Here is a 25,723-nt window from a genome sequence, read left to right on the forward strand (position 1 = left end):
CCGTGTGGCGCACCTCGATACTGCCCGTTCAGTCGTCGATCCATGCCTCGGAAACGGATCGTTGTGACGACGCGTCCTGAGAATTGCGCGCTGCGTGCGGTTCGTCAAGACCCCGCCTCTGCGCGGCGCACGGCGAAGATCACCATACTCCGCATCCAGAGGCACGTAGGACCGCCGCCACGCGGTCCCGGGGAACGCCGAAAGGCGACCACCCAGATGGATGATCGCCTTTCGGTGCCTCCGCGTTACACGGGGGCAGGAGTCAGCTCAGCGAGCCGAAACGGTCTTACTTGACCGTGACGGAGGCGCCGGCGGCCTTGAGGGACTCGGCAGCCTTCTCGGCGGCCTCCTTCGCGACCTTCTCGAGGACCGGCTTCGGGGTGCCGTCGACGAGGTCCTTGGCCTCCTTGAGGCCCAGGGAGGTGAGCTCGCGCACGACCTTGATGACCTGGATCTTCTTGTCGCCGGCACCCTCGAGGATGACGTCGAACTCGTCCTGCTCCTCGGCGGCCTCGGCGGCGACCGGGGCACCCGGGCCGGCAACGGCGACGGCCGCGGCGGCGGTGACGTCGAACTTCTCCTCGAAGGCCTTCACGAACTCGGAGAGCTCGATGAGGGTCATCTCCTCGAACTGGGCGAGGAGGTCGTCCTGAGAGAGCTTCGCCATGATGGGCGATCCTTCCACTAATTCGGCAGGTGCCGGATGTATGTAAAGGCGGGCGTATCGGCCCGCTGCGACCCGCTCACACGCGTGAGCGGATCATTGCGCGAGCCGAATTACTCGGCACCGCCCTGCTCGGCGAGCTTGACGCGAAGCGCCTCCGCGGTGCGGACGAACTTCGACGGCAGAGCCTGGAAGAGCGAAGCAGCCTGAGACTGCTTGCCCTTGAAGGCGCCGGCCAGCTTGCTGAGCAGAACCTCGCGGGACTCGAGGTCCGCGAGCTTCTTGATCTCGTCGGCGGAGAGAGCCTTACCGTCAAGGACACCGGCCTTGATGATGAGGTTCGGGTTCTCCTTGGCGAAGTCACGCAGAGCCTTCGCCGACTCCACCGGGTCACCGGTGACGAAGGCGACCGCGGTCGGACCAGCGAAGTGCTCGTCCAGTGCGGTGATCCCGGCCTCGTTGGCCGCAATCTTGGTCAGCGTGTTCTTCACCACGGCGTACTGGGCGTTCTCACCGAGCGAACGACGCAGCGTCTTGAGCTGCGCAACGGTGAGACCCCGGTACTCGGTCAGCACAGCGGCGTTCGAGCCACGGAACTGGTCCGCGAGCTCGGCCACCGAGGCAGCCTTGTCGGGCCTTGCCATAGAGCGTCGGCCTCCTTCCGGGTGATGTGACCGCACGGAAGGGGCTGAACAAAACAGAACGCCCCGGGCGCAGGCGCACGGGGCTCAGCTCGACCGGATCGAAATCCGGGAACTCATCCACAGTCACCTGCGCGGGTCGTTCGCCACTCAGCGAATCCTTCGGCCACCGCACCTATAGGGGCGCAGCGACGACCAGCGGTCTTTGGCTTCTGTGGAAGAGTACGTGACAGAACGGGCAAGGCGCAAATCAGCCCTGGGGGGCGCCGCCCTTGAGGCCCTTGAGCATCTCGAAGAGGTCGAAGGTGTCCTTGGCCGGCGGGGCCTGGACGCTCGTCTTGGCGCCGTAGTCCGTGTAGTCGGCGCGCATCTTCATGGTGCCCTGGGCCATCTTCATGTCGACGATCATCCGGGCCGGGTAGCCGTCCTGGTTGACCCAGACCTCGGTGTCGTAGCCCTTCATGCCGAGCTTCTTCATGTTGGCCACGAGCGCGTCCCGCTCCTTGGGCGTCATGACCTCGGACTGCTTGTTCGCCTTCAGCATCTGCTCGAAGGTGAGCGTGCCCTTGTAGTGCTCGGTGTCGCCGCCGTTGATCTTCTCCGAGCCGACGTGCTTCAGGTTCGGAGACTCCAGGAGCAGGGCGAGCTGCTGCGCCGGGTCCTGGTTCATGTTCTCCAGGCCGCCGGTCATCTGCTTCTGCGCGGCCGGGTCGCCGGAGGCCTCGGCCGCGGCCTTGAGGTCCAGCTTCATCCAGCGCTTGCCGTCCATCTCGGCGGCCCGCTTGGCGCCCATGTCCACGTACATGATCTGGTCGAGCATGATCATGCGGGACTCCTTGGGAGCCTCCGGGTCGGCGGCGGTGAGCGCGGAGCCCGTCATGGTGATGTCCATGCCGGCCGGGTTCCACGACTGGATGCCGGTCATCTCCATGGTGCCGGAGTCCGCGGGGGCGGCCGGCATCTGCATGTCCATGGTCATCTTGACCTTCGCGGAGTTGGCGTCCGCGGTCTTGCGGTAGGCGGCCTGGATGACCTTGGTCATCTCGTCGCGCGTCTGGCCGGCCTGGTGCTTGCCCGAGCTCGCGCCCGCCGCCTTGCCGTCCCCGTCCTGGCAGCCGGCCACACCGGCGATGACCGCCACGGCCGCCACCGAGACGCCCGCGCGCTTCCATGCGGACATGCTCATGCGTCCCCACCCCTTGATCGTTAATGTGTTCGCAAAACTTGTCGGTCCCGAGCACCGTAACGCACGGCGCCGACAACCCAGGCACGAGAAAACCGCCCCCCACGGCTCCGGAGAGCCGTGAGGGGCGGTTTCAGGACGCTTGAGTCAGAGGACTCAGACCGCGGCCGGGTCCTCCTCGACGAGGAGGTTGCGGGTGCGGTTCGAGTCGACCGGAATGCCGGGGCCCATCGTGGTGGCGATGGCGGCCTTCTTGATGTAGCGACCCTTGGCGGCGGACGGCTTCAGACGGAGGATCTCCTCCAGGGCCGCACCGTAGTTCTCCACCAGCTGGGCGTCGTCGAAGGACACCTTGCCGATGATGAAGTGCAGGTTCGAGTGCTTGTCGACGCGGAACTCGATCTTGCCGCCCTTGATCTCGGTGACGGCCTTCGCCACGTCGGGGGTGACGGTGCCCGTCTTCGGGTTCGGCATCAGACCACGCGGGCCGAGGACGCGGCCGAGGCGGCCGACCTTGCCCATGAGGTCCGGGGTGGCCACCACGGCGTCGAACTCGTTCAGGCGGTTGCCCTTGGAGATCTCGTCGATGAGCTCGTCGGAGCCGACGATGTCGGCGCCGGCGGCGATCGCGGCCTCGGCACGGTCACCGGTCGCGAAGACCAGGACCCGGGCGGTCTTGCCGGTGCCGTGCGGAAGGTTGACGGTGCCACGGACCATCTGGTCGGCCTTGCGCGGGTCGACACCCAGGCGGAAGGCGACCTCGACGGTCGAGTCGAACTTCGTGGTGGAGGTCTCCTTGGCAATACGGACGGCCTCGAGCGGGGCGTAGAGCTTCTCCCGGTCGATCTTGCTGTCCGCAGCGCGGAGAGACTTGCTGCGCTTCACTTCTGCTCCTGTGTGTTTCAGGTGGGAGTCGTGGTGCGGGCCGGCGCAGGCCCTACCACTGGGGACGTACGGGGCTGATCAGCCCTCGACCGTGATGCCCATCGAACGGGCGGTGCCGGCGATGATCTTCGACGCGGCGTCCAGGTCGTTGGCGTTCAGGTCGGGCAGCTTGACCGTGGCGATCTCGCGGACCTGGGCGGCCGTGAGCTTCGCGACCTTGGTCTTGTGCGGCTCGCCGGAGCCCTTGTCCACACCCGCGGCCTTGAGGATCAGCTTGGCGGCCGGCGGAGTCTTGGTGATGAAGGTGAAGGAACGGTCCTCGTAGACCGTGATCTCCACCGGCACGACCATGCCACGCTGCGACTCGGTCGCGGCGTTGTAGGCCTTGCAGAACTCCATGATGTTGACGCCGTGCTGACCGAGCGCGGGGCCGACCGGCGGGGCCGGGTTGGCCGCACCGGCGTTGATCTGGAGCTTGATAAGCCCCGTGATCTTCTTCTTCTTGGGAGGCATGTGCTCTCTCCGGGTCCTAGTGAGAGTTTTCAGCCGTTCCGTCCGGTCTCCGGACGGAGGCATACCGCACAACGATAACGGGTATAGACGTGCGGCTAAAAACCGAGCAGGTCAGAGCGGCTCTGAGAGCCACTCTGACCTGGTCGGAAACCTGTGAGATCAGTTCTTCTGGATCTGGTCGAAGCTGAGCTCGACCGGGGTCTCGCGACCGAAGATCTCGACGAGGCCCTTGACCTTCTTCGAGTCGGCGTTGATCTCGTTGATCGTGGCCTGGAGGGTCGCGAAGGGGCCGTCGGTGACGGTGACCGAGTCGCCCACCTCGAAGTCCAGGACCTCGACGGTGACCTTGCGGGCCGGAACCGGCTTGCCCTCGGCCTCGGCGGCCTCGCGGGCGGCCTTCTCCTCGGCCTCCGGGGCGAGCATCTTGACGATCTCGTCCAGGGTCAGCGGGTACGGGTCGTAGGCGTTGCCCACGAAGCCGGTGACGCCCGGCGTGTTGCGGACGACACCCCAGGACTCGTTCGTCAGATCCATGCGGACGAGAACGTAACCGGGCAGCTTGTTCTGCCGGACGTTCTTGCGCTCGCCGTTCTTGATCTGGACGATCTCTTCCTCGGGCACCTCGGCCTGGTAGATGAACTCCTCGACGTTCAGCGAGACGGCACGCTGCTCGAGGTTGGCCTTGACGCGCTTCTCGTAGCCCGCGTACGTGTGGATGACGTACCACTCGCCGGGCAGGGTGCGCAGCTCCTCACGGAGCGCGGCGATGGGGTCGACCGGAGCGGCGGGCTCGGCCTCCTCGGCCTCGGCCTCGACGTCCTCGGAGTCGTCGCCCTCGTCCTCGGCAACCTCTTCGGCGTCCTCGTCGGCGGCCTCTTCGGCGTCCTCGGACTCGTCGGCGTCGTCGGCCTCGGCGTGGAGCGCGGCCTCCTCGGCGGCCTGGCCGGCCTCGGCGTCAGCAGCGTCGGCCTGGTCCTCGTCGGCCGCCTCGACGATGTCCTGCTCGTCCTCGACGGACTCGGACTCGAAGGCGTCGTTCAGGTTCGCGTCAGACACGGTGGCTGCTTCTTCCTGCGATACAGATGGGGTGGAACAAAAAGTCAGCCGAAGACGTACTTGACTGCTTCCTGGAAGCCATAGTCAATCACGGTCACGAGACCGATCATGATGACAACGAAGACAATCACCACAGTGGTGTACGTCGACAGCTGGCTCCGAGTGGGCCAGACGACCTTGCGGAGTTCCGCTACGACCTGGCGGTAGAACAGCGCGAGGCGGCCCAGAGGGCCCTTCTTTCCACGCTTGCCACCCTTGCGGGACTTCTTCGACTCAGGAGCGGCGTCTTCGGCATCAGGCATGTCGATGGAGCCTACGGCGTCCGTCACGATCTTTCACCTGATTCCGGGTCTGGCCGTGCCGCGCCCGGATGGGTGGAGCCGCACGGCGGTGCAATGAAGTAATGAAGTACGTACAACATGCGCACACCCTGGCGGTGTGTGTAGCAGGGCCGGAGGGACTTGAACCCCCAACCGCCGGTTTTGGAGACCGGTGCTCTACCAATTGAGCTACGACCCTTTGCGGTGTGCCCCAACCTACCGCATCGTGAGATGTGGTCGGTGCGGGCCAACGAGCAGTGAGTGTACGTGGTCATGGGGCCCCGCGTCGAACAGAAACGGCTCCGACCTGCGTCCGGCCCGCTCCGGACCCCTCAAGATCCCCCGGGGAACAGCGAGTACGACCGGGATTGACCGTTCCTGTCCGCTCCGTGAAACCTGTGTGCCGGGCCCGTTCGGGGTCTGGGACGATGGGCCGTATGAGCGCTGCTACCCCTCCCACCGAGCGCCGGGTCTCCGCCCGGATCGGTGCGATCTCCGAGTCCGCGACCCTCGCCGTCGACGCCAAGGCCAAGGCCCTCAAGGCCGCCGGGCGCCCGGTCATCGGTTTCGGCGCGGGTGAGCCCGACTTCCCGACGCCGGACTACATCGTCGAGGCGGCCATCGAGGCCTGCAAGAACCCGAAGTTCCACCGCTACACGCCGGCCGGCGGTCTGCCCGAGCTGAAGGCCGCGATCGCCGCGAAGACGCTGCGCGACTCCGGCTACGAGGTCGACGCCTCCCAGGTCCTGGTGACCAACGGCGGCAAGCAGGCGATCTACGAGGCCTTCGCCGCGATCCTCGACCCGGGCGACGAGGTCATCGTCCCGGCCCCGTACTGGACGACGTACCCCGAGTCGATCCGCCTCGCGGGCGGCGTCCCGGTCGAGGTCGTGGCCGACGAGACCACCGGCTACCGGGTCTCGGTGGAGCAGCTGGAGGCGGCGCGCACGGAGCGGACCAAGGTCGTCCTCTTCGTCTCCCCGTCGAACCCGACCGGCGCGGTCTACAGCGAGTCCGACGCCGAGGCCATCGGCCGCTGGGCCGTCGAGCACGGCCTGTGGGTCCTCACCGACGAGATCTACGAGCACCTGGTCTACGGCGACGCGAAGTTCACCTCGCTGCCGGCGATCCTGCCCGAGCTGCGCGACAAGTGCATCGTGGTCAACGGTGTCGCCAAGACGTACGCGATGACCGGCTGGCGGGTGGGGTGGATCGTCGGCCCGAAGGACGTCGTGAAGGCCGCGACCAACCTCCAGTCGCACGCGACCTCCAACGTGAGCAACGTGGCCCAGGCCGCCGCGCTGGCCGCCGTCTCCGGGAACCTGGACGCGGTCGCCGAGATGCGCACCGCCTTCGACCGGCGCCGCCAGACCATCGTGCGGATGCTCAACGAGATCGAGGGCGTGTACTGCCCGACGCCGGAGGGCGCGTTCTACGCGTACCCGTCGGTGAAGGCGCTGCTCGGCAAGGAGATCCGCGGCAAGCGCCCGCAGAGCTCGGTCGAGCTGGCCGCGCTGATCCTGGACGAGGCCGAGGTCGCGGTCGTCCCGGGCGAGGCCTTCGGCACCCCGGGCTACCTGCGCCTCTCGTACGCGCTCGGTGACGAGGACCTGGTGGAGGGCGTGTCCCGGATCCAGAAGCTGCTCGCCGAGGCGCGCGACTGACCTCACCCCGCCTGGGAACGTCACCAGGTGGTGCGGGCCCCCGGTTCTTCGGAACCGGGGGCCCGTTTTTGCGTTCTAGCAAGGTCCCGATCGGGGAAAGGGACTGTCTTCGTCCATTCGGGTGCGGCAAGATCAGTCGATGGAGCACGTCTACCGCGATCTCGCCACCCTCCCCAAGGCCCATCTGCACCTGCACTTCACGGGTTCGATGCGGCCCTCGACCCTGATCGAACTGGCCGACAAGTACGGGGTGCATCTCCCCGAGGCGCTCAAGAGCGGGACGCCGCCCAAGCTGCGGGCCACCGACGAGCGCGGCTGGTTCCGCTTCCAGCGGCTCTACGACCTCGCCCGCTCCTGCCTGCGCGAGCCCGAGGACATCCAGCGGCTGGTGCGCGAGGCGGCCCAGGAGGACGTCCGCGACGGCTCGGGCTGGCTGGAGATCCAGGTCGACCCCACGTCGTACGCGCCGCTGCTCGGCGGTCTGATCCCCGCCATGGAGGTCATCCTGGACTCCGTGGAGTCGGCCGCGCGGGAGACCGGGCTCGGGATGCGGGTGCTGGTCGCCGCGAACCGGATGAAGCACCCCCTGGAGGCGCGCACGCTGGCCCGGCTCGCGGTGCGGTACGCGGACCGGGGCGTGGTCGGCTTCGGGCTCTCCAACGACGAGCGGCGGGGCATGGCCCGCGACTTCGACCGGGCCTTCGCCATCGCGCGCGAGGGCGGGCTGCTCGCGGCCCCGCACGGCGGCGAGCTGACCGGCCCCTCGTCCGTACGGGACTGCCTGGACGACCTGCGGGCGTCCCGGGTCGGGCACGGCGTCCGGGCGGCCGAGGACCCGCGGCTGCTGCGCAAGCTGGCCGAGCGCGGGGTGACCTGCGAGGTCTGCCCGTCGTCCAACGTGGCGCTCGGGGTGTACGAGAAGCCGGAGGACGTCCCGCTGCGCACGCTGTTCGACGCGGGGGTGCCGATGGCGCTCGGCGCGGACGACCCGCTGCTGTTCGGCTCGCGGCTGGCGGCGCAGTACGAGATCGCCCGCGCCCACCACGGCTTCACGGACCTGGAGCTGGCCGAGCTGGCGCGGCAGTCCGTGCGGGGCTCGGCGGCCCCGGAGGACGAGCGGCGGCGGCTGCTCGCGGGGATCGACGCCTGGCTGGCGGCGCCGGCTAGCTGAGGCCGCGCATCAGGGTGCGGGCGATCGAGCGGGCGAACGCGTCGAGGGACTGCGGCGGCCCGTCCGGGGCCATCTCCCAGGCGAAGCAGCGTTGCACACAGGCGCCGAGGAGCAGGGCCGCGGCGGCCTCGGGGTCGGCGTCGGCGCTGATCCTGCCGTGCTGCCGCTCGGCGCGCAGATAGGCGGCGAGGCCCTCGATCGGCCGGTGGGGGCCGGTGCCGAGCTCGCGCATGCCCTCCTCGTGGCGGCGCTTGAGCTGCGGTTCGGCGTACAGGGAGGCGGCCATGGGAAAGGTCTGCTCGTAGAAGAGCGCGGCCTGGCGGGCGATCTCGACGAGGTTCTCCTCCACTCCGCGCCCCTGGGGGTCGACGGCGAGGGTGCCGAGCAGGTCGCCGAGGCGGGGCAGCCGTTCGTTGAGGACCGTGACGAACAGCTCCTCCTTGCTGCTGAAGTACTTGTAGAGCGCCGCCTCGGAACAGCCGGCCGCCTTGGCGATCTCCTTGGTGGTCGTGCGGGCCAGGCCGGCCGTGCGCATGAGGTCGCGGGCGGCGTCGACGAGCCGCGTCCGGGTCGGCTTCTGCTCCACGGGGACTCCTGAACTCCTGGAAACGCTTGACGGGTGAGTGAGTACCCACCCACCCTAGAGGTGAGTGAACACTTACCCACCCTGGAGGGGTGCGACATGAAGCTCACCGTCTTCGGTGCGACCGGCGGCATCGGCCGGGAGATCGTCCGCCAGGCCCTGGCCTCGGGCCACGAGGTGACGGCCGTGGTCCGCGACCCGGCCGGATTCGACGTCGTCGGCGACAGGCTGGAGGTCTTCCGCTCCGACCTCTCCGACCCCGAGGCCCTGCGCGGGGCCGTGGCGGGCCGGGACGCCGTCCTCTCGGGTCTGGGCGCCCGCTCCCGCGCGGACGCCGGCGTCGCGGCCCGGCTGACCCGCTCGGTGCTGCGCGCGATGGAGGCGGCGGGCACCCGGCGGCTCCTGGTGGTGAGCGCCGCCCCGGTGGGCCCGGTCCCGGACGGTCAGGCCGTGGTCGACAAGGCGATGCTCGCGATCATCAACTCGGTGCTGAAGGACGTCTACACCGACCTGCGCGCGATGGAGGCGGAGCTCGCGGCGAGCGCCACCGACTGGACCTCGGTCCGCCCGCCCAAGCTCACGAACAAGCCGCTGACCGGCCGCTACCGCTCGGTCGTGGGCGGCAACCCGCCCCGCGGCCGCTCCCTCGCGCGCGCGGACGTGGCGCACGCGATGCTCGCGATGATCGACGACCCCGCGACGGTGAAGCAGGGCGTGGGGGTCGCGTACTGAATCCTGGATCCAAAATCCCGGATCCAGGATTCAGAGCGCGACGCCGACCGTCACCGGCTCGTTGACGAGGGTGATCCCGAAGGCGTCCCGTACCCCGGCGACGACCTCGCGGGCGAGCGCGAGCAGGTCCTCAGTGGTCGCCTCGCCGCGGTTGGTGAGGGCGAGGGTGTGCTTGGTGGAGATGCGGGCGGGCCCGGAGCCGTAGCCCTTGACGAAGCCGGCCTTGTCGATCAGCCAGGCGGCCGAGGTCTTGACGGAGTGGTCGCCCGCGGGGAACGCCGGGGCCTTGGCGTCCGCGCCCAGGCGCTCGGCCACCCGTGCCTTGAAGGCCGCGAACTCCTCCTCCGTCAGGATCGGGTTGGTGAAGAAGGAGCCCGCCGACCACGTGTCGTGGTCCTCCGGGTCCAGGACCATGCCCTTGCCGGCCCGCAGCCGCAGGACGGTCTCCCGGGCCCGCGTGAGCGGCACCCGGTCGCCGGCCTCGACGCCGAGGGCGCGGGCGGTCTCCGGGTAGGCGATCGGCGCCGACATCCCGGCGGCGTCCTCCAGCTCGAAGCGGACCCGCAGCACGACGTAGCGGTCGGGCTGGTCCTTGAAGCGGCTGTGCCGGTACGAGAAGGCGCACTCGGCGTTGGTGAGGGTGACCGTCTCGTCGGCCCGCCGGTCGTACGCGACGACCTCGGTGACGGTGGCGGAGACGTCCTGGCCGTAGGCGCCGACGTTCTGGATGGGGGTGGCGCCCGCGGAGCCGGGGATGCCGGCGAGGCACTCGATCCCGGCGAGCCCGGCCTCGACGGTCCGCGCGACGGCGTCCGTCCACACCTCTCCGGCCGCCAGTTCCAGGCGGGTGCCGTCGAGGGAGAAGCCGGTGGTGGCGATGTGCAGGGCGGTGCCGTCGAAGCCCTTGTCGCCGATGACCAGATTGGATCCACCGCCGATGACGAGCAGCGGCGTGCCGGAGGCGTCGGCCTCGCGGACCGCGGCGATCACCTCGTCGTCCGTGGTGGCGGTGACGAGCCGGGTGGCGGGCCCGCCGAGCCTGAAGGTGGTCAGGGGGGCGAGGGGGGCGTCGTTGAGCTGCTGCACGGGCTCAAGAGTACGGGCCCCTTCCGTACGGAAGGGGCCCGTGCCGTCGGCGGTGTCAGGCGAGCTTGACCACAGCCCGGCTCATCCCGAGCACCTTCTGGCCCGCGGCCATGGCGGTGAGGTCCACGCGGACCTGCCCGTCGTCCAGCTTGGCCGCCACCTTGGCGGAGACCTCGATCACGGCGCCCTCGTCGTCGTTGGGGACGACGACCGGCTTGGTGAAGCGGACGCCGTACTCGACGACGGCGGCCGGGTCGCCGGCCCAGTCGGTGACGACGCGGATCGCCTCGGCCATGGTGAACATGCCGTGGGCGATGACGTCGGGCAGGCCGACCTCACGGGCGAACTTCTCGTTCCAGTGGATCGGGTTGAAGTCCCCGGAGGCACCGGCGTACCGCACCAGGGTGGCGCGCGTCACCGGGAAGGTCCGCGCGGGCAGCTCGGTGCCGACCTCGACCTCGTCGTAAGCGATCTTCGCGGTCACGGTCAGGCCTCCTCGGGGGCGCGGGACACCAGCTTGGTCCAGGCGGTCACGACGTGCTCGCCGCTCTCGTCGTGGACCTCGCCGCGGATGTCCAGGATGTCGTTGCCGGCGAGGGACTTGATCGCCTCGATGGTCGAGGTGACCGAGAGGCGGTCCCCGGCGCGCACCGGGCGGGTGTAGGCGAACTTCTGGTCGCCGTGCACCACCCGGCTGTAGTCCAGGCCCAGCTGCGGGTCGTCGATGACCTGGCCCGCGGCCTTGAAGGTGATCGCGAAGACGAAGGTCGGCGGGGCGATCACGTCCGGGTGGCCGAGCGCCTTGGCGGCCTCCTGGTCGGTGTACGCGGAATTCGCGTCCCCGATCGCCTCGGCGAACTCGCGGATCTTCTCGCGGCCGACTTCGTACGGCGCGGTGGGCGGATAGGTCCGGCCCACGAAGGACTGGTCGAGCGCCATGGCCTCGATACCTCCTGGTGTGTTGCCTGTACAAACGACACGAGGCCGTCCCCAAGGGGGACGGCCTCGTGTACGAGCCTGATTAACGCGTCTCGCGGTGCGCGGTGTGCGAGTTGCAGCGAGGGCAGTGCTTCTTCATCTCAAGACGGTCCGGGTTGTTACGCCGGTTCTTCTTGGTGATGTAGTTCCGCTCCTTGCACTCCACGCAGGCCAGCGTGATCTTCGGGCGGACGTCGGTGGCAGCCACGTGAGTGCTCCTTGACGGACGGGTTGACGGATGAACGCATAAAAGAGTAGCCGATCGTAGGACCGACCCCACAATCGGCTACTTCTTGTAGCGGTGACCGGACTTGAACCGGTGACACAGCGATTATGAGCCGCTTGCTCTACCGACTGAGCTACACCGCTTTGATGATCTGGATCCCACCCGAAGGTGGGATCCTTCTCACCAGAGCCCCAATACGGAATCGAACCGTAGACCTTCTCCTTACCATGGAGACGCTCTACCGACTGAGCTATTGGGGCGAGCGAGGAAGACATTACACGGTCCTCCGCCCATCACCCAAATCCGTTTCCCCGGCCACCTGCGCGGCCGCACCCCGCCCGCCACATAGGCCACTCGTGGCCTCATCGGTACGACTATTGCGCTCCTCCTCGAAGGCGGCTACGGGCCCCCCTAGGCTCGGGCCCACGCTGCGTGATCTTGATCTTGGGCAGCGGTGAACCCGGAGCCCGAGGAGCCCGATTGTCAGCCGACAGCAAGCAGCCCCAGCCGTCCCCCGAGGACGGGGCCGCGGCCACCGCCGACACCACGTCGCTGCTGCTGTGCAACGCGCGGCTGACCGACGGGCGCACCGTGGACGTGCGGCTCGGCGGCGGCCGGATCGAGGCCGTCGGCACGGCCGGCAGCCTCGTGGCCGTCGGCGCCCGGGTCGACCTCGCCGGCCATCTGCTGCTGCCCGCGCCGGTCGAGCCCCACGCGCACGCCGACACCGCCCTCACCGCGGACTCCCCCGGCCCCGTCTCGTACGCCCCGGAGGAGGTGCAGCGCCGGGCCACCGAGGCGGCGCTGTTCCAGCTCGGGCACGGCGCGACGGCGCAGCGCGCCCAGGTGCGGATCGGGGACGTGCACGGGCTCGGGCCGCTGGAGGCCGTGCTCCAGGCCCGGCGCTCGCTGCGCGGCCTGGTCGACCTGACGGCGGTGGCGGTGCCCCGGCTCCTGACGGGCGTGGCCGGGGCCGACGGGCTCGCGATGCTGCGGGACGCGGTGAAGATGGGCGCCGGGGTGGTCGGCGGCTGCCCGGACCTGGATCCGGATCCGACGGGGTACGTGGAGGCGGTGCTGGAGGTCGCCGCGGAGCACGGCTGCCCGGTGGACCTGCACACGGACGGTGACGACCCGGCGCGGCTGGCCCGGCTCGCGGCGATGGCCGGGGGGCTGCGGCCCGGGGTGTCGCTCGCGCCCTGCGCGGGGCTCGGCCGGCTGCCCTCGGACGCGGCCCGGCGGGCGGCGGACCAGCTGGCGGCGGCCGGGGTGACGGTGGTCGCGCTCCCCCAGGGCGGCTGCGGCGCGGCCGAGCGGCGCGGTGCGGCCCCGGTGCGGCTGCTGCGGGCGGCCGGGGTGCGGGTCGCGGCGGGCAGCGGGGCGCTGCGGGACGTGTGCAACCCGGTGGGGCGCGGGGACCCGCTGGAGGCGGCGTTCCTGCTGGCGTCGCTGGCGGGGCTGCCGGCGGAGGCGGCGTACGGGGCGGTGAGCACGGACGCGCGGGCGGCGCTGGGGCTCCCGGAGGTGCGGGTGGAGGCGGGCTTCCCCGCGGAGCTGCTGGCGGTGCGGGGCGAGCGGCTGGCGGGCGTGCTGTCCCTCGCGTACAGCCGGATCGTGGTGCACCGGGGCCGGGTGGTGGCCCGGACGAGCGCGGTGCGGGAGTACTGCGACTCGGCGGCGGCGTTGGACCTGCCGAGGCAGACACGCCCTGAGCGGCCCGATCCGGGAAGCCAGGGGGCGCGCTGAGTCGTACGGTCGGAGGTATGCGCGTAGTCATCGCTGGTGGACACGGACAGATCGCCCTGCGGCTGGAGCGGCTGCTCGCCGCGGGCGGACACGAACCGGTCGGCGTCATCCGCCGCCCCGAACACGGCGCCGCCCTGCGGGAGGCGGGCGCCGAACCGGCGCTCATGGACCTGGAATCGGCCACCGTTGAGGAGGTCGCCGGGATCCTTCAGGGCGCGGACGCGGCCGTCTTCGCGGCGGGCGCGGGCTCCGGCAGCGGGGCGGCCCGCAAGGACACGGTGGACCGCGCGGCGGCGGTCCTCTTCGCCGACGCGGCGGAACGCGCCGGCGTGCGCCGTTTCCTGGTGGTCTCGTCGATGGGCGCGGACGCCGACCACAAGGGCGACGCGGTCTTCGACGCGTACCTGCGCGCGAAGGGCGCCGCGGACGACTCCGTACGCGCCCGCCCGGGGCTCGACTGGACGATCCTGCGCCCCGGCATGCTCACCGACGACGCGGGCACGGGCCTGATCCGCCTGGAGGCCCGCACGGGCCGCGGCCCGGTCCCCCGCGACGACGTGGCGGCGGTCCTGGCCGAGCTCCTGGAGACCCCGGCGACCTCGGGCCTGACCCTCGAACTGATCTCGGGCACGGTCCCGGTGTCGGTGGCGGTCAAGGCCATCGCCGGCAACTGAGTTCCGGCGGGCTTACGTTGGACCCTCCACATCGTGTCGGGGGGTCCACCGCATGCGCGTCCTGCTCTACTACCCGCTCGTCTCGCCGCCGGTGGAGGTCATCCACCAGGCGCTCCTGTACTGGGACGCCCTCGCGTCCGTCACGCCGCTCGACCGCGAGATCCGGCGGGCCGCGACGAGTCCGGAGCTGGCGGAGCTGCGGGAGCGCGGTCTCTACCACGCGATGGACCACTTCCGGCTCTTCGACCGCGCGCTGCCCGACCAGGAGTTCACGGACCGGGTCCGGGCGGAGCTGCACCGGCTGGCGGCCCGTCAGGCGGCGGCTCCCGAGCCCTTCGACGCGTACATCAACTCCTCGAAGTGGTCGTGGTCCCTGGAGCAGCGCCTCGTCGAGCTCGGCCTCGGCACCCGGCTGCCGGGCCGCTGGTCCGTCGCCGTGACGGCCGAGACCGCGCAGACCGTCATCGGCGCGGCGGCGCGGATCGCCGCCGCGGAGGCGAGCCGTGACACCACGGCGTACATCCCGTACACCGACCGTCCCGCCGCGCACCGGGCCGCGCGCGAGCTGTCCCCCGGCACCCTGGCCGGCGGTTACGAGGTGGACCTCGGCCGCGTCCTGCCCCTTCCCGCCCCCGGCACCCCGCTCTCGGCGGTCCTGGCCTTCCGTGAGCGCCACGAGGACGAGCGGCACCGGCTGCTGCGGGCCGTCCACCGCCTCCTGGGCGAGCTGCGCCGCGACTACGCCCACCCGGCCGAACTGCTCGCCGAGCTGGAGCGCGAGCTGTCCGCGGCGGCCGCCGACTACCGGGCCGCCGGCACGGCCCTCCGGATGGCCTGGCGCACCCGCTTGATCACCGTCGCCGTCGCCCTCACGGGCACCGCCGGCGCCGCGTCGTCCCTCCCGGAGTGGGCCACCGTCACGGCGGCCACCGCGGGCGCCTACGCGATCAACGTCGCCACGGCCCCGATCCGCCCGCTGAAGACCCGCCGCGACGGACACGACTTCGCGTATCTGCACCACGCCCGCACGGAACTGGGCTGAGCCCGCGCGAGCGCATAAAACAGAACGGCCCCTGATTGCGTTTCCGCAGATCAGGGGCCGTTCTTCCATGTGGCGGCGCCAGGATTCGAACCTGGGTAGGCTAAGCCGACGGATTTACAGTCCGCTCCCATTGGCCACTCGGGCACACCGCCATGGGATCGCTGCTTCGGATGGCCGCTTTTCGGCGGTGCTCCTTGGCAACGACGTAAACGATACCTGATCCCCAGGGGTGCTCCGCCACCGGATTGATCACGGCTTCGCGGCGGCGCGGGTGGCTACGCTTTGTGCTGTACCGAACGCATCCGAGCAAGGAGCCTCACCTCATGGCCGACTCCAGTTTCGACATCGTCTCCAAGGTCGAGCGGCAGGAGGTCGACAACGCCCTCAACCAGGCCGCCAAGGAGATCCAGCAGCGCTACGACTTCAAGGGCACCAACGCCTCGATCGAGTGGTCGGGCGAGAAGATCCTCATGCAGGCGAACGGCGAGGAGCGGGTCAAGGCCATCCTCGACATCCTCCAGTCCAAGCTGATCAAGCGGGGCATCTCGCTGAAGTCGCTGGACGTGGCGGGTGAGCCGCAGCTGTCGGGCAAGGAGTACAAGCTCTTCGCCTCGATCGTCGAGGGCATCTCCCAGGAGAACGCGAAGAAGGTCTCCAAGGTCATCCGCGACGAGGGCCCCAAGGGCGTCAAGGCCCAGGTCCAGGGCGAGGAGCTGCGCGTCAGCTCGAAGAGCCGGGACGACCTCCAGGAGGTCATCACGCTCCTGAAGAACCAGGACTTCGACTTCGCCCTGCAGTTCGTGAACTACCGCTGACGCGAAGGTCCCGGGCCACGGCCCAGGACCCACGAACCACCCCTCCCCTTCGGCCGGAGGGGTGGTCGCGCCATGCCCGGCCGCGCTGTCGGTGCCGCCGCCTAGGCTTCCCGCATGGCCCAGAAACGCACCTCGGTGCCTCGCCCCTTGGCCCGGCAGCTCTTCGTCGAGGCCGGCCATCGCTGCGCGATACCGACGTGCCGCGCGACCCCTCTGGAGATCGCGCACATCGTGCCCTGGCGGCGCGTCCGCAGGCACGAGTTCCACAACATGATCGTCCTGTGCCCGAACTGCCACACCCGCTTCGACGGCGGGGACATCGACCGCCAGGCCATGTTCCGCTACAAGGAGCTGCTGCGGCTCCCGGACCCCAACCACGTGGCGCCCGAGGACCCCTCCCCGAGAGCCGGCCTGATCCGGGCCTACCGGCACTTCCAGACGGAGATCTCCGGATGGCAGAAGACCATCACCGAGCTGTCCGCGACGTTCACGTTCTCCTCCCAGGCCCTCCCCCCGACGCTCAACCTCCGGAGCTGCCTCAGAGCGGCCTCGCTCGCCCGCGCGGCCACCGACAAGCTGGGCGAGCTGGGCGGCGAGGGCACCTCCGAGGCCGCGGACCACGTCTTCGACTGGCACCGGCAGTGGGCCGACGACGTGTTCGACCTCAGCCCCGCCGCCTTCAACCGGAGCAGGGACGCCTACGAGGCCTGGAAGGAGGAGAGGTTCATGAACTTCGTCATGCTGCACGAGGAGATCTGCGAGGCGTTGGACCTGGAGCCCACGGAGCTGGCCTTCTTCGACACCGAGAGAAGTGACGAGGGTCTCCCCAAGGTCTCCCTCGGCACCCGCGGCCTCTGGGCGACCGCAGAATGACCGCATCGGTGCCACGTGACTCCCGGAGCCCTCAGGGCCGTGTCCGAAAGCCGCCAGCCGAAGGCCGGCGGGGCTCGCACACTGGAGGCATGGACCACATCACCGTGTACGCGTACACCGACGGCCCCCTGGGCGAGATGCTCCTGGTCGGAGAGCTCGCCGAAGAGGGCCGCACCGCGCTGCGCTCGCTGTCGCTGCCCGGTCAGAAGGGGGGCGCGACGGTCGAGGAGGGGTGGGTGCGCGACCCCGCGGCCTTCGAGGAGGTCGTACGGCAGCTGCGGGAGTACTTCGCGGGCGAGCGGGACTCCTTCGAGCTGCTCTTCGCCGGGGGCGGGACCGACTTCCAGCGGCGGGTGTGGGCCGCGCTGGAGGAGATCCCGTACGGGACGACCGTGTCGTACGGGGACGTCGCCCGGCGGGTCGGGTCCTCCGGTGCCGCCGTGCGGGCCGTGGGCACCGCGATCGGGCGCAACCCGCTGCTCGTCGTGCGGCCCTGCCACCGGGTGATCGGCGCGGACGGGAGCCTGCGGGGGTACGCGGCCGGCCTGGAGCGCAAGGAACGGCTGCTGGGGCTCGAAGGGGCGCTCGCCACCGGTGGGGCGATCGGATCCGGCGGGGCGCTCGGTGAGGCCCTCGGCGGGTGACGGGCGAGGGAGTGGCGTGTGAGTGACGGGCTCTTCCCTCGCGAGCGGAGCACGCCCGCGCCCGGGGCCGTGCACGTACCCGGGTGGCTGTCGTTCGCGCGGCAGCGGGAACTCGTGGACGCCTGCCGTGAGTTCGGGCGAGGCGGCGTCCCGTACCGGCAGACCGTGCTGCCCGGTGGCGGTGTGATGTCGGTGCGCTCGCTCTGCCTCGGGCGGCGCTGGGAGCCGTACCGGTATCTGGACGGCGTCGGCGTCGAACTGCCGGACTGGCTGGCGGAGCTGGGGCGGGAGGCGCTGGTCGAGGCGTACGGCGCGCACGGCGGGTTCGCGCCGGACACCGCGCTCGTGAACTTCTACGCCGACGGCGCGCGCATGGGCATGCACCAGGACAAGGAGGAGCGCTCCCCCGCTCCCGTGGTGTCGCTGAGCCTCGGCGACACCTGTGTGTTCCGCCTGGGGAACACCGAGGGCCGCGGGCGGCCCTACAGCGACGTGGAGCTGGTCTCCGGGGACCTCTTCGTCTTCGGGGGGCCGTCCAGGTTCGCGTACCACGGCGTGCCCAAGGTGTACGCGGGGACGGCCGACCCGGCGCTCGGGCTGGCCGGGCGGCTGAACATCACCCTGCGGGAGACCGGACTCTGACGTCGGGTCGGGCGGGGGGGTCGGGTCAGCGTCCGCGCGAGTGGCCGAAAAGAACCCGGTAGGCGATCAGCAGCACCAGAGAGCCGCCGATGGCCGAGAGCCAGGTCGCCCCGTCGTAGAAGTCCGTGGTGATCGGGCGGTCCAGGAATCGGGCCGACAGCCAGCCGCCGAGGAACGCGCCGACGATGCCGATCAGCGTCGTGCCGATCACGCCGCCCGGGTCGCGGCCGGGCAGCAGGACCTTGGCGATGACTCCGGCGAGAAGTCCGAGAACGATCCAACTGATGATGCTCATGCCAGGAAGGACGCCCTGTCGGCGCCGGTGGTTGCCGCGCTGGCTAGGGTGCGGCGCATGACACAGGAACTGCGGCGCTCGCTCGGAGTGTTCGACGCCGTCGTGATCGGGCTCGGTTCGATGATCGGCGCCGGGATCTTCGTGGCGCTCGGCCCGGCGGCCCGCGCGGCCGGCACGGGACTCCTGCCGGCGCTCGCGGCCGCCGCCGTCGTCGCGTACTGCAACGCCATGGCGTCGGCCCGCCTCGCCGCCCGCTATCCGGCCTCCGGCGGCACCTACGTGTACGGGCGCGCGCGACTGGGACCGTTCTGGGGGTACCTGGCGGGCTGGGCCTTCGTCGTCGGCAAGACGGCCTCCTGCGCGGCGATGGCGCTCACCGTGGGCAGCTACCTGTGGCCCGGGCAGGCGCACGCGGTGGCGGTCGCCGCCGTGGTCGCGCTGACCGCCGTGAACTACCGGGGCGCGCGGAAGTCGGCGCTCCTCACCCGGGTGATCGTGGCCCTCGTCCTGGCCGTGCTCGCCGCCGTCGTCGCGGTCTCCGCGGGCGCCGGCGAGGCGGCCCGGCTCGGGCTCGACGGGGACGTGCCGACGGGCGGGGTGCTCCAGGCCGCGGGGCTGCTCTTCTTCGCCTTCGCCGGGTACGCGCGGATCGCGACGCTCGGCGAGGAGGTCCGCGACCCGGCCCGGACCATCCCGCGGGCCGTGCCGATCGCCCTGGGCATCGCCCTCGCCGTCTACGCGGCCGTCGCCGTGAGCGTCCTCGCCGTCCTCGGCGCGCCCCGGCTCGCGGCCTCCGCGGCCCCGCTCGCCGACGCCGCGCGGGCGGCGGGCGCGGCGTGGCTGGTGCCGGCCGTCACCGTGGGCGCGGCCCTCGCGGCCCTCGGCTCGCTGCTCTCGCTGATCCTCGGCGTCTCCCGGACGACCCTCGCGATGGCCAGGGACGGCTACCTGCCGGCCTCGCTCGCGGCCGTCCACCCGCGCTTCCGGGTGCCGCACCACGCCGAGCTCGCGGTGGGCGCGGTGGTGGCCCTGGTGGCGGCGACTGCCGACGTGCGGGGCGCGATCGGCTTCTCGTCGTTCGGGGTCCTCGTCTACTACGGGATCGCCAACGCCGCCGCCTGGACGCTGGGCCCGCGCGAGCGCCCGCTCGCCGCGCTCGGGCTGCTCGGCTGCGGCGTGCTGGCCTTCGCGCTGCCCATGGGGGCCGTCCTGGCCGGGGTGGGCGTCCTGGCGGCGGGCACGGTCGCGTACGCCGTGGTGGGCGCCGTCAGGCGAACTCGACCGTGACGCCCGAGCAGGCCAGGCCGACGACGAGCTCCTCGAAGGTGGGCGGGCGGTCCCGCGCGCGCGGGACGACGCCGAGACAGGTGCGGGCGACCTCGGCGTCGTGCCAGACGAGGGTGGTGCCGGGGGCGAACGGCGGGCGCAGCTGGTCGAGGTCGTCCGCGAGATAGCCGCCGGGGCCCAGGAACGCCTCCCCCAGCGCGCACCAGAAGGAGTCCGCGTCGACGACGTGGGCGCCGTCCAGGTGGTACGTGTCGGCCGGCGGGTCCGGCGTCTCGGAGCGGCGCCTGGCCTGTTCCAGCCACGCGCCGCGGGTCCCGGAGGGGAAGCGGGCCCAGGTGCCGGGCTCCTCGGGGCGCGCCCACCACCACAGCTCCCAGATGTCCGCGACGGCCGGCGGGCGCAGGTCGCGGCGGTCGACGAGCACGGTCACGTCGAGCAGGCCGCGCTCGTGGCCGGACGGCGCCCAGCCGGTGACCCGGCCGCCCCGGAGGCCGAAGGCGGCCGTGCCCACGGAGGCGAGGCGCTGGTACGTCACGGGCGGGAGCTCCCCCGTGTCCGCCGCCACGGCCGCGCGGAGCGCACCGCGCGGGGCGCAGCCGAGGAACGTCACCTCGGTGTGCGTGGCCGTCTCCGGCTCCTTCGGGGAGACCCGTATGAGGTTGGCGCAGTCGACGGCGTCGCGCCGGTCCCGCTCCCGGAGGGGCGGGGTGCGGGCCTCGACGGTGACGACGTCGCCGCGGATGCCGAGGACACGGACGTCCCGCAGGCCGGAGACGCCGTCGGCGGTGCGCACGTACAGCTCGCCCTGGGGGGCGCTGCCCTCGACGACGGCCTGGGTGACGGCCCGCGCGAGGGGGCCGCGCGGCTCGCAGCCGCGCAGTTCGTAGCGGGCGCGGGCGGGCGGCGCGGGCTCGGCGAACAGGCCGTCGACGTCGGCGCACAGGGCGAGCACGTCGGCCCCGGCCAGCAGCGCGTACTTCGCGTTCCGCACTAGCGGGCGGGGTAGCCGTAGGCGGCCTGGTCCGTGGGGACGATCTCCTTGCCCAGCGGCATCAGCGAGACCGGCACCATCTTGAAGTTCGCGATGCCGAGCGGGATGCCGATGATGGTGATGCACAGGGCGAGGCCGGTGGTGATGTGGCCGAGGGCCAGCCACCAGCCGGCGAGGATCAGCCAGAGCACGTTGCCCACGCAGGAGGGCGCGCCCGCGTCGCGGCGGTCGACGACCGTCTGCCCGAAGGGCCACAGGGCGTACAGGCCGATCCGGAAGGCGGCGATGCCGAAGGGGATGCCGATGATCGTGATGCAGAGCAGGACGCCCGCCAGCATGTAGCCGAGGAACATCCAGAACCCGCACAGGACCAGCCAGATGACGTTCAGGATTGTCTTCACGGGCGTCGACCTGCCATCTGTTCGAGCCGGGCGATGCGCTCGCCCATGGGCGGGTGGGTGGAGAACATCTTCGAGAGGCCCTGTCCCGGGCGGAACGGGTTCGCGATCATCATGTGGCTCGCGGTCTCGATCTTCGGCTCGGGGGGCAGCGGGAGCTGTTTGGTGCCCGCCTCCAGCTTGCGCAGGGCGCTGGCGAGGGCGAGCGGGTCGCCGGTGAGCTGGGCGCCGGAGGCGTCCGCCTCGTACTCGCGGGAGCGGGAGATGGCGAGCTGGATGACGGAGGCGGCGATGGGCCCCAGGATCATGACCAGCAGCATGCCGAGCAGGCCGGGGCCGTCGTCGTCGTTGGAGCGGCCGACCGGGATCAGCCAGGCGAAGTTCACCAGGAACATGATCACGGAGGCGAGTGCTCCGGCGACCGAGGAGATCAGGATGTCCCGGTTGTAGACATGGCTGAGCTCGTGGCCGATGACCCCGCGCAGCTCGCGCTCGTCGAGGATCGCGAGGATGCCCTCGGTGCAGCAGACGGCCGCGTTGCGCGGGTTGCGGCCGGTGGCGAAGGCGTTGGGCGCCTGGGTGGGCGAGATGTAGAGCCGTGGCATCGGCTGGCGGGCCTGTGTGGAGAGCTCCCGGACCATCTTGTAGAGGGCGGGGGCCTCGAACTCGCTCACGGGACGGGCCCGCATGGCGCGGAGCGCCAGCTTGTCGCTGTTCCAGTACGCGTACGCGTTGGTGCCGATCGCGACGAAGAGCGCGACGATCAGGCCTGTACGCCCGAAGAAGCTGCCGATGACGATGATGAGGGCCGAGAGCCCTCCGAGGAGTACGGCGGTCCTCAGCCCGTTGTGCCGGCGGTGCACGGTACGCCCTCCAAGTGGTGCGGCAGGGGAACCCTTTGCTCTCCAAGGATCCACCGTCCAGTGGACCCTCCCCTCCTGGTCAACGCCAGGCGGGAGGCTCGGGTTCCCCGGACCGCACGGGACGCCGTGTGGGCCGTACGGGTGACTAGCGGGGCGTGGGGACGCCGAACGCCTCCAGCTCCGTCTTCTCCAGGGCGGCGGACAGCGGCTCGACCTCGCTGGTGCAGTGGGCGCAGCGGGAGGCGATGGCCGGGATCTCGGTGAAGCAGCGGGGGCAGTCTCGCTTCACGGACTTCGGGTCGGCCGCCTCCTCCTTGGCGAACTTCGTCTGGATCTTCGTCATGGGGACGACGATCAGGAAGTAGAGGACGGCCGCGGTGATCACGAACGCTATGGCGGCGGCGATGGCCAGGCCGTACGGGAAGACGGTCTTGCCGACGGTGAACCGCGCCTCGCTGAAGTCGCCGACCGAGCCGGTGGCCAGGCCGATGAGCGGGGTGATGAACGCCTTGCTGAAGCCGGTCACGACGGCCGTGAACGCCGAGCCGACAGCGAGGCCGATGGCCATCGTGACGACGTTCCCGCGAAGTATGAAGTCCTTGAAACCGTTCAGCACGGGGTACTGCTCCTTGGGTGTGTTCCGTGGGGGGATCAGAAGAGGCTGTTCGCCGCGAAGCGGAGGGCGATCTGCGGGTAGCCCGACAGGACGACGCCCGCGACGGCGGTCAGCGAGACCGCCAGGGTGACGGGGGTGGGGACCCCGGCGCGTGCCGTACGCGGCTCGCCCTCGGGCGCGGTGCCGGGCGCGGTCTCCGGTGTCTGGAAGAGCAGCGCCGTCCACCGCAGGTAGTAGTAGAGGGCGATCACGACGTTGACGCCCATGATCACGGCGAGCCAGCCGAGGCCGGCGTCGACGGCGGCCGAGAAGACGGTCACCTTGGCGAAGAGGCCGATGATACCCGGGGGCAGACCTGCCAGATTCAGCAGGAAGAACCCGAGCGCGAGGGCGGCGGCGGGGCGCTCCGCGTACAGGCCGCGGAAGTCGGAGATCCGCGCCTGGGGGTGCGTACGGGCGACGAGGACGACGACGGCGAAGGCGCCGAGGTTCACGACGGCGTACATCAGGGCGTACGCGACGGTGGCGCCGATCTGGTCGTCGCTGGAGTACGCGGCGGCGGCGATCGGCACCAGGAGGTAGCCGGCCTGCGCGACGGAGGACCAGGCGAGCAGCCGTACCGCGCTCCACGCGCGCGTGGAGACCTGGCGCAGGGCGGCCACGTTGCCGACGGTCATGGTGAGCGCGGCGAGCACGGCGAGCGCCGGGCCCCACACGTCCGCGTACGAGGGGAAGGCGACGACGGTCACCAGGATGACGCCGGTGAAGCCGACGGCCTTGCCGACCACGGACAGGTAGGCGGCGACGGGCAGCGGGGCGCCGACGTAGGTGTCGGGCACCCAGAAGTGGAAGGGGACGGCGGCGGTCTTGAAGGCGAACCCGACCAGGGTGAGGACCACGCCCGCCTGGGCGAGGATCTCCAGCTGCCCCGGGACCTCCGTGAGGCGCTGGGCGACCTCGGTGAGGTGGAGGGTGCCGGTCGCCGCGTAGACGAAGCTGACGCCGAGCAGGGTCACGGCGGTCGCGGTGACCGAGGAGAGGAAGAACTTGAGCGCCGCCTCGCTGGACATGCGGTCGCCGCGGCGCAGGCCGACCAGCGCGAAGGCGGGCAGCGAGGCCACTTCGAGGGCGACGACGAGGGTCGCCAGGTCCCGGGCGGCGGGCAGCAGCGCGGCGCCGGCCGCGGAGGACAGCAGCAGGAACCAGTACTCGCCCGCGGGCAGCTTCTCGCGGGTGTCGGCGAGCGACAGGAGCGCGGTCACGAGCGCGCCGCCGAGCACCAGGAACTGGATGACGACGGTGAAGTGGTCGGCGGTGTAGCTGCACGCCCGCAGGGCGGTGTCCGGGGTGAGGCAGAAGGTCGAGCGGTCGCCGGCGCGCAGCGGGACGAGCAGCGCGAGGGCGGCGACGAGGCCGCCGATCGCGATCCAGCCGAGCAGCTGCTTGCGGGCGGCGGGGACGAAGAGGTCGGCGACGAGGACGCCGACGGCGACCACCGCGGTGAGGGTGGGTGGGGCGATCGTGAGCCAGTCGACGGACTGGACGAGGGACGTCACGACTTTCCTCCGGCGAGCAGGCGCTGGACGGCCGGGTCGGTGAGGCCGAGGAGGACCGCGGGCCACAGTCCGGCGAGGACGGTGAGGGCGACGAGCGGGCTCCAGGCGGCGACCTCGTACCCCTGGACGTCGGCGATGGCGGCCTCGCCGGCCGGGCGGGGGCCGCCCATGCAGACGCGGCGCACGACGAGGAGCAGGTAGGCGGCGGTGAGGAGGGTGCCGAGGGCGCCGATCGCCATGAAGGTGAGGAAGGCTGGCCGGCTGAGCCCCTCGGCCGGGTCGAAGGCGCCGAACAGGGCGAGCATCTCGCCCCAGAACCCGGCGAGTCCCGGCAGGCCGAGGGAGGCGACGGCGGCGAAGGCGAGGAGGGCGCCGAGGCGGGGGGCGCGGCCGTAGAGGGCGGCGCCGGTGGCCCCGGCGAGGGTGTCGAGGTCGGCGGTGCCGTAGCGGTCCTTGACGGCGCCGACCAGGAAGAACAGCAGGCCGGTGATGAGGCCGTGGGCGATGTTGGCGAAGAGGGCGCCGTTGACGCCGGTGGGGGTCATGGTGGCGATGCCGAGCAGGACGAAGCCCATGTGGCCGACGGACGAGTAGGCGATCAGGCGCTTGAGGTCGCCCTTGCTGCCGGGCCGTACGAGGGCGAGGCAGGCGAGCGATCCGTAGATGATCCCGGCGACGGCGAACGCGGCGAGGTACGGGGCGAAGGTGCGCATGCCGTCGGGGGCGATCGGCAGCACGATGCGGACGAAGCCGTACGTGCCCATCTTCAGCAGGACGCCGGCGAGGAGCACCGAGCCGACCGTCGGGGCGGCGGTGTGGGCGTCCGGGAGCCAGCTGTGCAGCGGCCACATCGGGGTCTTCACGGCGAGCCCCAGACCGATCGCGAGAACGGCGATGACCTGCACGGACGTGGTCAGGCCCCGGCCGTTGTCAGTGGCCAGTGCCACCATGTCGAACGTGCCCGCCTTCACGCCGATGAGGAGGAGACCGAGCAGCATCACGACCGAGCCGAGCAGCGTGTAGAGGATGAACTTCCAGGAGGCGGCCCGCCTCCCCTCGCCGCCCCAGCGGGCGATGAGGAAGTACATCGGGATGAGGACCGTCTCGAAGGCCAGGAAGAACAGGACCAGGTCGAGGACGGCGAAGGTCGCGAGGGTGCCGGACTCGAGGACGAGCAGCAGCGCGACGAATGCCTTGGGTGACGGGCCCGCGGATCGCGGCGTCAGCCGCTGATGTTGCTGCTTGAAGTAGCTGTACAGCGCGCAGAGGAAGCTCAGCAGCGCGGTCAGGAGCAGGAGGGGGAGCGAGATGCCGTCGACACCGAGGTGGATGCGCACGCCGAGCGCGTGGATCCAGCTGATGTCCGTCGTGGCCTGCATCGTCGACGGGTGGGCGTGGTCGAAGCCGAGCGCGAGGACGATCGCGGCCAGCAGGATCACGCCGGTGACGAGGACGCCGTGCCGGAGCACGGCCTGGTCGGGCGACTTCCCCTTCAGTCCGGGCGGGGCAGGCAGGAGGGCGGCGACGGCGCCGACGAGCGGGCCGGCGACGATCAACGCGAGAAGGAACTGCATCACGG

At 71.0% G+C, this 25,723-nt stretch carries 30 protein-coding genes and 4 tRNA genes; 11 read left to right on the forward strand and 23 right to left on the reverse strand.

Annotated features, from left to right (window positions below; genetic code table 11):
- Positions 1 to 286: 286 nt before the first annotated feature.
- The 8 genes from rplL to ACZ3ZE_RS16970 form a co-directional block, all read right to left on the reverse strand.
- Entirely contained in the window at positions 287 to 667 is a 381-nt protein-coding gene (gene rplL, locus ACZ3ZE_RS16935; protein ID WP_361165928.1) for a 50S ribosomal protein L7/L12, read from the reverse strand.
- Positions 668 to 777: 110 nt separating this feature from the next.
- Positions 778 to 1,308, reverse strand: coding sequence for a 50S ribosomal protein L10 (gene rplJ / locus ACZ3ZE_RS16940; RefSeq protein WP_046908215.1), 531 nt, complete (start codon positions 1,306 to 1,308; stop codon positions 778 to 780).
- Positions 1,309 to 1,555: 247 nt separating this feature from the next.
- Complete coding sequence (locus ACZ3ZE_RS16945; protein ID WP_361165925.1) at positions 1,556 to 2,491, reverse strand: SCO4651 family lipoprotein; 936 nt, start codon at positions 2,489 to 2,491, stop codon at positions 1,556 to 1,558.
- 153 nt (positions 2,492 to 2,644) lie between these two features.
- Positions 2,645 to 3,373, reverse strand: coding sequence for a 50S ribosomal protein L1 (rplA, locus tag ACZ3ZE_RS16950; RefSeq protein WP_361165922.1), 729 nt, complete (start codon positions 3,371 to 3,373; stop codon positions 2,645 to 2,647).
- 78 nt (positions 3,374 to 3,451) lie between these two features.
- The gene (gene rplK / locus ACZ3ZE_RS16955) at positions 3,452 to 3,886 is read right to left on the reverse strand and encodes a 50S ribosomal protein L11 (protein WP_329423173.1); all 435 of its coding nucleotides are present in this window, start codon (positions 3,884 to 3,886) and stop codon (positions 3,452 to 3,454) included.
- A 159-nt stretch (positions 3,887 to 4,045) separates the two neighbouring features.
- A complete protein-coding gene (gene nusG, locus ACZ3ZE_RS16960; protein WP_467259552.1) occupies positions 4,046 to 4,942 on the reverse strand; it encodes a transcription termination/antitermination protein NusG in 897 nt (298 codons plus the stop codon).
- 44 nt (positions 4,943 to 4,986) lie between these two features.
- Positions 4,987 to 5,271: a preprotein translocase subunit SecE gene (gene secE / locus ACZ3ZE_RS16965; RefSeq protein WP_361165915.1), complete on the reverse strand. Its 285-nt coding sequence runs from the start codon at positions 5,269 to 5,271 to the stop codon at positions 4,987 to 4,989.
- Between the two features lie 117 nt (positions 5,272 to 5,388).
- Positions 5,389 to 5,461: transfer RNA gene (locus tag ACZ3ZE_RS16970), tRNA-Trp, on the reverse strand.
- Between the two features lie 238 nt (positions 5,462 to 5,699).
- Here ACZ3ZE_RS16970 and ACZ3ZE_RS16975 point away from each other — a divergent pair.
- Positions 5,700 to 6,926 (forward strand): pyridoxal phosphate-dependent aminotransferase, encoded by a 1,227-nt coding sequence (locus ACZ3ZE_RS16975; protein WP_361165912.1) that lies wholly within the window; start codon positions 5,700 to 5,702, stop codon positions 6,924 to 6,926.
- Positions 6,927 to 7,065: 139 nt separating this feature from the next.
- On the forward strand, positions 7,066 to 8,097 hold the full coding sequence (locus ACZ3ZE_RS16980) for an adenosine deaminase (protein WP_361165908.1): 1,032 nt from the start codon (positions 7,066 to 7,068) through the stop codon (positions 8,095 to 8,097).
- Here the strand turns inward: ACZ3ZE_RS16980 and ACZ3ZE_RS16985 are convergent.
- Entirely contained in the window at positions 8,090 to 8,683 is a 594-nt protein-coding gene (locus ACZ3ZE_RS16985; protein WP_361165905.1) for a TetR/AcrR family transcriptional regulator, read from the reverse strand. The genes ACZ3ZE_RS16980 and ACZ3ZE_RS16985 overlap by 8 nt on opposite strands.
- Before the next feature lie 96 nt (positions 8,684 to 8,779).
- Between ACZ3ZE_RS16985 and ACZ3ZE_RS16990 the strand changes: the two genes are divergently transcribed.
- Positions 8,780 to 9,412 (forward strand): NAD(P)-dependent oxidoreductase, encoded by a 633-nt coding sequence (locus ACZ3ZE_RS16990; RefSeq protein ID WP_361621368.1) that lies wholly within the window; start codon positions 8,780 to 8,782, stop codon positions 9,410 to 9,412.
- 30 nt (positions 9,413 to 9,442) lie between these two features.
- Here ACZ3ZE_RS16990 and ACZ3ZE_RS16995 read toward each other — a convergent pair whose 3' ends face one another.
- The 6 genes from ACZ3ZE_RS16995 to ACZ3ZE_RS17020 all read right to left on the reverse strand — a co-directional run bounded on the left by ACZ3ZE_RS16995 (position 9,443) and on the right by ACZ3ZE_RS17020 (position 11,962).
- A complete protein-coding gene (locus ACZ3ZE_RS16995; protein WP_361621365.1) occupies positions 9,443 to 10,498 on the reverse strand; it encodes a UDP-N-acetylmuramate dehydrogenase in 1,056 nt (351 codons plus the stop codon).
- A gap of 55 nt (positions 10,499 to 10,553) precedes the next feature.
- Positions 10,554 to 10,982, reverse strand: a complete 429-nt coding sequence (locus ACZ3ZE_RS17000; protein WP_361165899.1) for a MaoC family dehydratase — start codon at positions 10,980 to 10,982, stop codon at positions 10,554 to 10,556.
- Between the two features lie 2 nt (positions 10,983 to 10,984).
- Entirely contained in the window at positions 10,985 to 11,437 is a 453-nt protein-coding gene (locus tag ACZ3ZE_RS17005) for a MaoC family dehydratase N-terminal domain-containing protein (RefSeq protein ID WP_329423164.1), read from the reverse strand.
- 82 nt (positions 11,438 to 11,519) lie between these two features.
- Positions 11,520 to 11,684 carry a 50S ribosomal protein L33 gene (rpmG, locus tag ACZ3ZE_RS17010; RefSeq protein WP_003956487.1) on the reverse strand — a complete coding sequence of 55 codons (165 nt, stop codon included), beginning with the start codon at positions 11,682 to 11,684 and terminating at the stop codon, positions 11,520 to 11,522.
- Positions 11,685 to 11,772: 88 nt separating this feature from the next.
- Positions 11,773 to 11,845 (reverse strand) — tRNA-Met (locus tag ACZ3ZE_RS17015).
- Positions 11,846 to 11,889: 44 nt separating this feature from the next.
- A tRNA-Thr gene (locus ACZ3ZE_RS17020) sits at positions 11,890 to 11,962 on the reverse strand.
- Positions 11,963 to 12,182: 220 nt separating this feature from the next.
- On the opposite strand from ACZ3ZE_RS17020, the gene ACZ3ZE_RS17025 reads away from it, so the two are divergent.
- Genes ACZ3ZE_RS17025 through ACZ3ZE_RS17035 form a run of 3 tightly spaced genes read left to right on the forward strand, consistent with a single transcriptional unit; the run spans position 12,183 to position 15,164 of the window.
- Positions 12,183 to 13,448 carry an amidohydrolase family protein gene (locus ACZ3ZE_RS17025; RefSeq protein WP_361165895.1) on the forward strand — a complete coding sequence of 422 codons (1,266 nt, stop codon included), beginning with the start codon at positions 12,183 to 12,185 and terminating at the stop codon, positions 13,446 to 13,448.
- A gap of 17 nt (positions 13,449 to 13,465) precedes the next feature.
- Positions 13,466 to 14,122 carry an NAD(P)H-binding protein gene (locus ACZ3ZE_RS17030; protein ID WP_361165892.1) on the forward strand — a complete coding sequence of 219 codons (657 nt, stop codon included), beginning with the start codon at positions 13,466 to 13,468 and terminating at the stop codon, positions 14,120 to 14,122.
- A 52-nt stretch (positions 14,123 to 14,174) separates the two neighbouring features.
- The gene (locus ACZ3ZE_RS17035) at positions 14,175 to 15,164 is read left to right on the forward strand and encodes a DUF6236 family protein (protein WP_361165889.1); all 990 of its coding nucleotides are present in this window, start codon (positions 14,175 to 14,177) and stop codon (positions 15,162 to 15,164) included.
- Positions 15,165 to 15,234: 70 nt separating this feature from the next.
- Here ACZ3ZE_RS17035 and ACZ3ZE_RS17040 read toward each other — a convergent pair.
- Positions 15,235 to 15,316, reverse strand: a tRNA-Tyr gene (locus ACZ3ZE_RS17040).
- Positions 15,317 to 15,487: 171 nt separating this feature from the next.
- On the opposite strand from ACZ3ZE_RS17040, the gene ACZ3ZE_RS17045 reads away from it, so the two are divergent.
- The 4 genes from ACZ3ZE_RS17045 (at position 15,488) to ACZ3ZE_RS17060 (ending at position 18,138) form a co-directional block, all read left to right on the forward strand.
- On the forward strand, positions 15,488 to 15,979 hold the full coding sequence (locus ACZ3ZE_RS17045) for a YajQ family cyclic di-GMP-binding protein (protein ID WP_361165886.1): 492 nt from the start codon (positions 15,488 to 15,490) through the stop codon (positions 15,977 to 15,979).
- Positions 15,980 to 16,093: 114 nt separating this feature from the next.
- A complete protein-coding gene (locus ACZ3ZE_RS17050; RefSeq protein WP_361165883.1) occupies positions 16,094 to 16,852 on the forward strand; it encodes an HNH endonuclease signature motif containing protein in 759 nt (252 codons plus the stop codon).
- 89 nt (positions 16,853 to 16,941) lie between these two features.
- Positions 16,942 to 17,496 (forward strand): methylated-DNA--[protein]-cysteine S-methyltransferase, encoded by a 555-nt coding sequence (locus ACZ3ZE_RS17055; protein ID WP_467259555.1) that lies wholly within the window; start codon positions 16,942 to 16,944, stop codon positions 17,494 to 17,496.
- An 18-nt stretch (positions 17,497 to 17,514) separates the two neighbouring features.
- A complete protein-coding gene (locus ACZ3ZE_RS17060; protein WP_361165877.1) occupies positions 17,515 to 18,138 on the forward strand; it encodes an alpha-ketoglutarate-dependent dioxygenase AlkB family protein in 624 nt (207 codons plus the stop codon).
- Positions 18,139 to 18,163: 25 nt separating this feature from the next.
- Here the strand turns inward: ACZ3ZE_RS17060 and ACZ3ZE_RS17065 are convergent, their stop codons facing one another.
- Positions 18,164 to 18,433 (reverse strand): GlsB/YeaQ/YmgE family stress response membrane protein, encoded by a 270-nt coding sequence (locus ACZ3ZE_RS17065; protein WP_361165874.1) that lies wholly within the window; start codon positions 18,431 to 18,433, stop codon positions 18,164 to 18,166.
- A gap of 57 nt (positions 18,434 to 18,490) precedes the next feature.
- Between ACZ3ZE_RS17065 and ACZ3ZE_RS17070 the strand changes: the two genes are divergently transcribed.
- Positions 18,491 to 19,720, forward strand: a complete 1,230-nt coding sequence (locus ACZ3ZE_RS17070) for an APC family permease (protein WP_361165872.1) — start codon at positions 18,491 to 18,493, stop codon at positions 19,718 to 19,720.
- On the opposite strand, the gene ACZ3ZE_RS17075 is transcribed toward ACZ3ZE_RS17070, so the two are convergent.
- The 6 genes from ACZ3ZE_RS17075 to ACZ3ZE_RS17100 all read right to left on the reverse strand — a co-directional run bounded on the left by ACZ3ZE_RS17075 (position 19,701) and on the right by ACZ3ZE_RS17100 (position 25,718).
- Complete coding sequence (locus tag ACZ3ZE_RS17075; protein WP_467259558.1) at positions 19,701 to 20,711, reverse strand: barstar family protein; 1,011 nt, start codon at positions 20,709 to 20,711, stop codon at positions 19,701 to 19,703. The two genes, ACZ3ZE_RS17070 and ACZ3ZE_RS17075, sit on opposite strands and share 20 nt — an antisense overlap.
- A complete protein-coding gene (locus ACZ3ZE_RS17080) occupies positions 20,711 to 21,112 on the reverse strand; it encodes a YccF domain-containing protein (RefSeq protein WP_361165866.1) in 402 nt (133 codons plus the stop codon). The genes ACZ3ZE_RS17075 and ACZ3ZE_RS17080 overlap by 1 nt, the downstream gene beginning before the upstream one ends.
- Positions 21,109 to 21,972, reverse strand: coding sequence for a zinc metalloprotease HtpX (gene htpX, locus ACZ3ZE_RS17085; protein WP_361165863.1), 864 nt, complete (start codon positions 21,970 to 21,972; stop codon positions 21,109 to 21,111). Before htpX ends, ACZ3ZE_RS17080 begins: the two co-directional genes overlap by 4 nt.
- 145 nt (positions 21,973 to 22,117) lie before the next feature.
- Positions 22,118 to 22,588, reverse strand: a complete 471-nt coding sequence (gene mscL, locus ACZ3ZE_RS17090) for a large conductance mechanosensitive channel protein MscL (RefSeq protein ID WP_361165860.1) — start codon at positions 22,586 to 22,588, stop codon at positions 22,118 to 22,120.
- Positions 22,589 to 22,623: 35 nt separating this feature from the next.
- Complete coding sequence (locus tag ACZ3ZE_RS17095; protein ID WP_361165857.1) at positions 22,624 to 24,144, reverse strand: NADH-quinone oxidoreductase subunit N; 1,521 nt, start codon at positions 24,142 to 24,144, stop codon at positions 22,624 to 22,626.
- On the reverse strand, positions 24,141 to 25,718 hold the full coding sequence (locus ACZ3ZE_RS17100) for a complex I subunit 4 family protein (protein WP_467259800.1): 1,578 nt from the start codon (positions 25,716 to 25,718) through the stop codon (positions 24,141 to 24,143). Before ACZ3ZE_RS17100 ends, ACZ3ZE_RS17095 begins: the two co-directional genes overlap by 4 nt.
- Between the last annotated feature and the right edge of the window lie 5 nt (positions 25,719 to 25,723).

It is taken from the genome of Streptomyces sp. NPDC023157 (assembly GCF_055560575.1).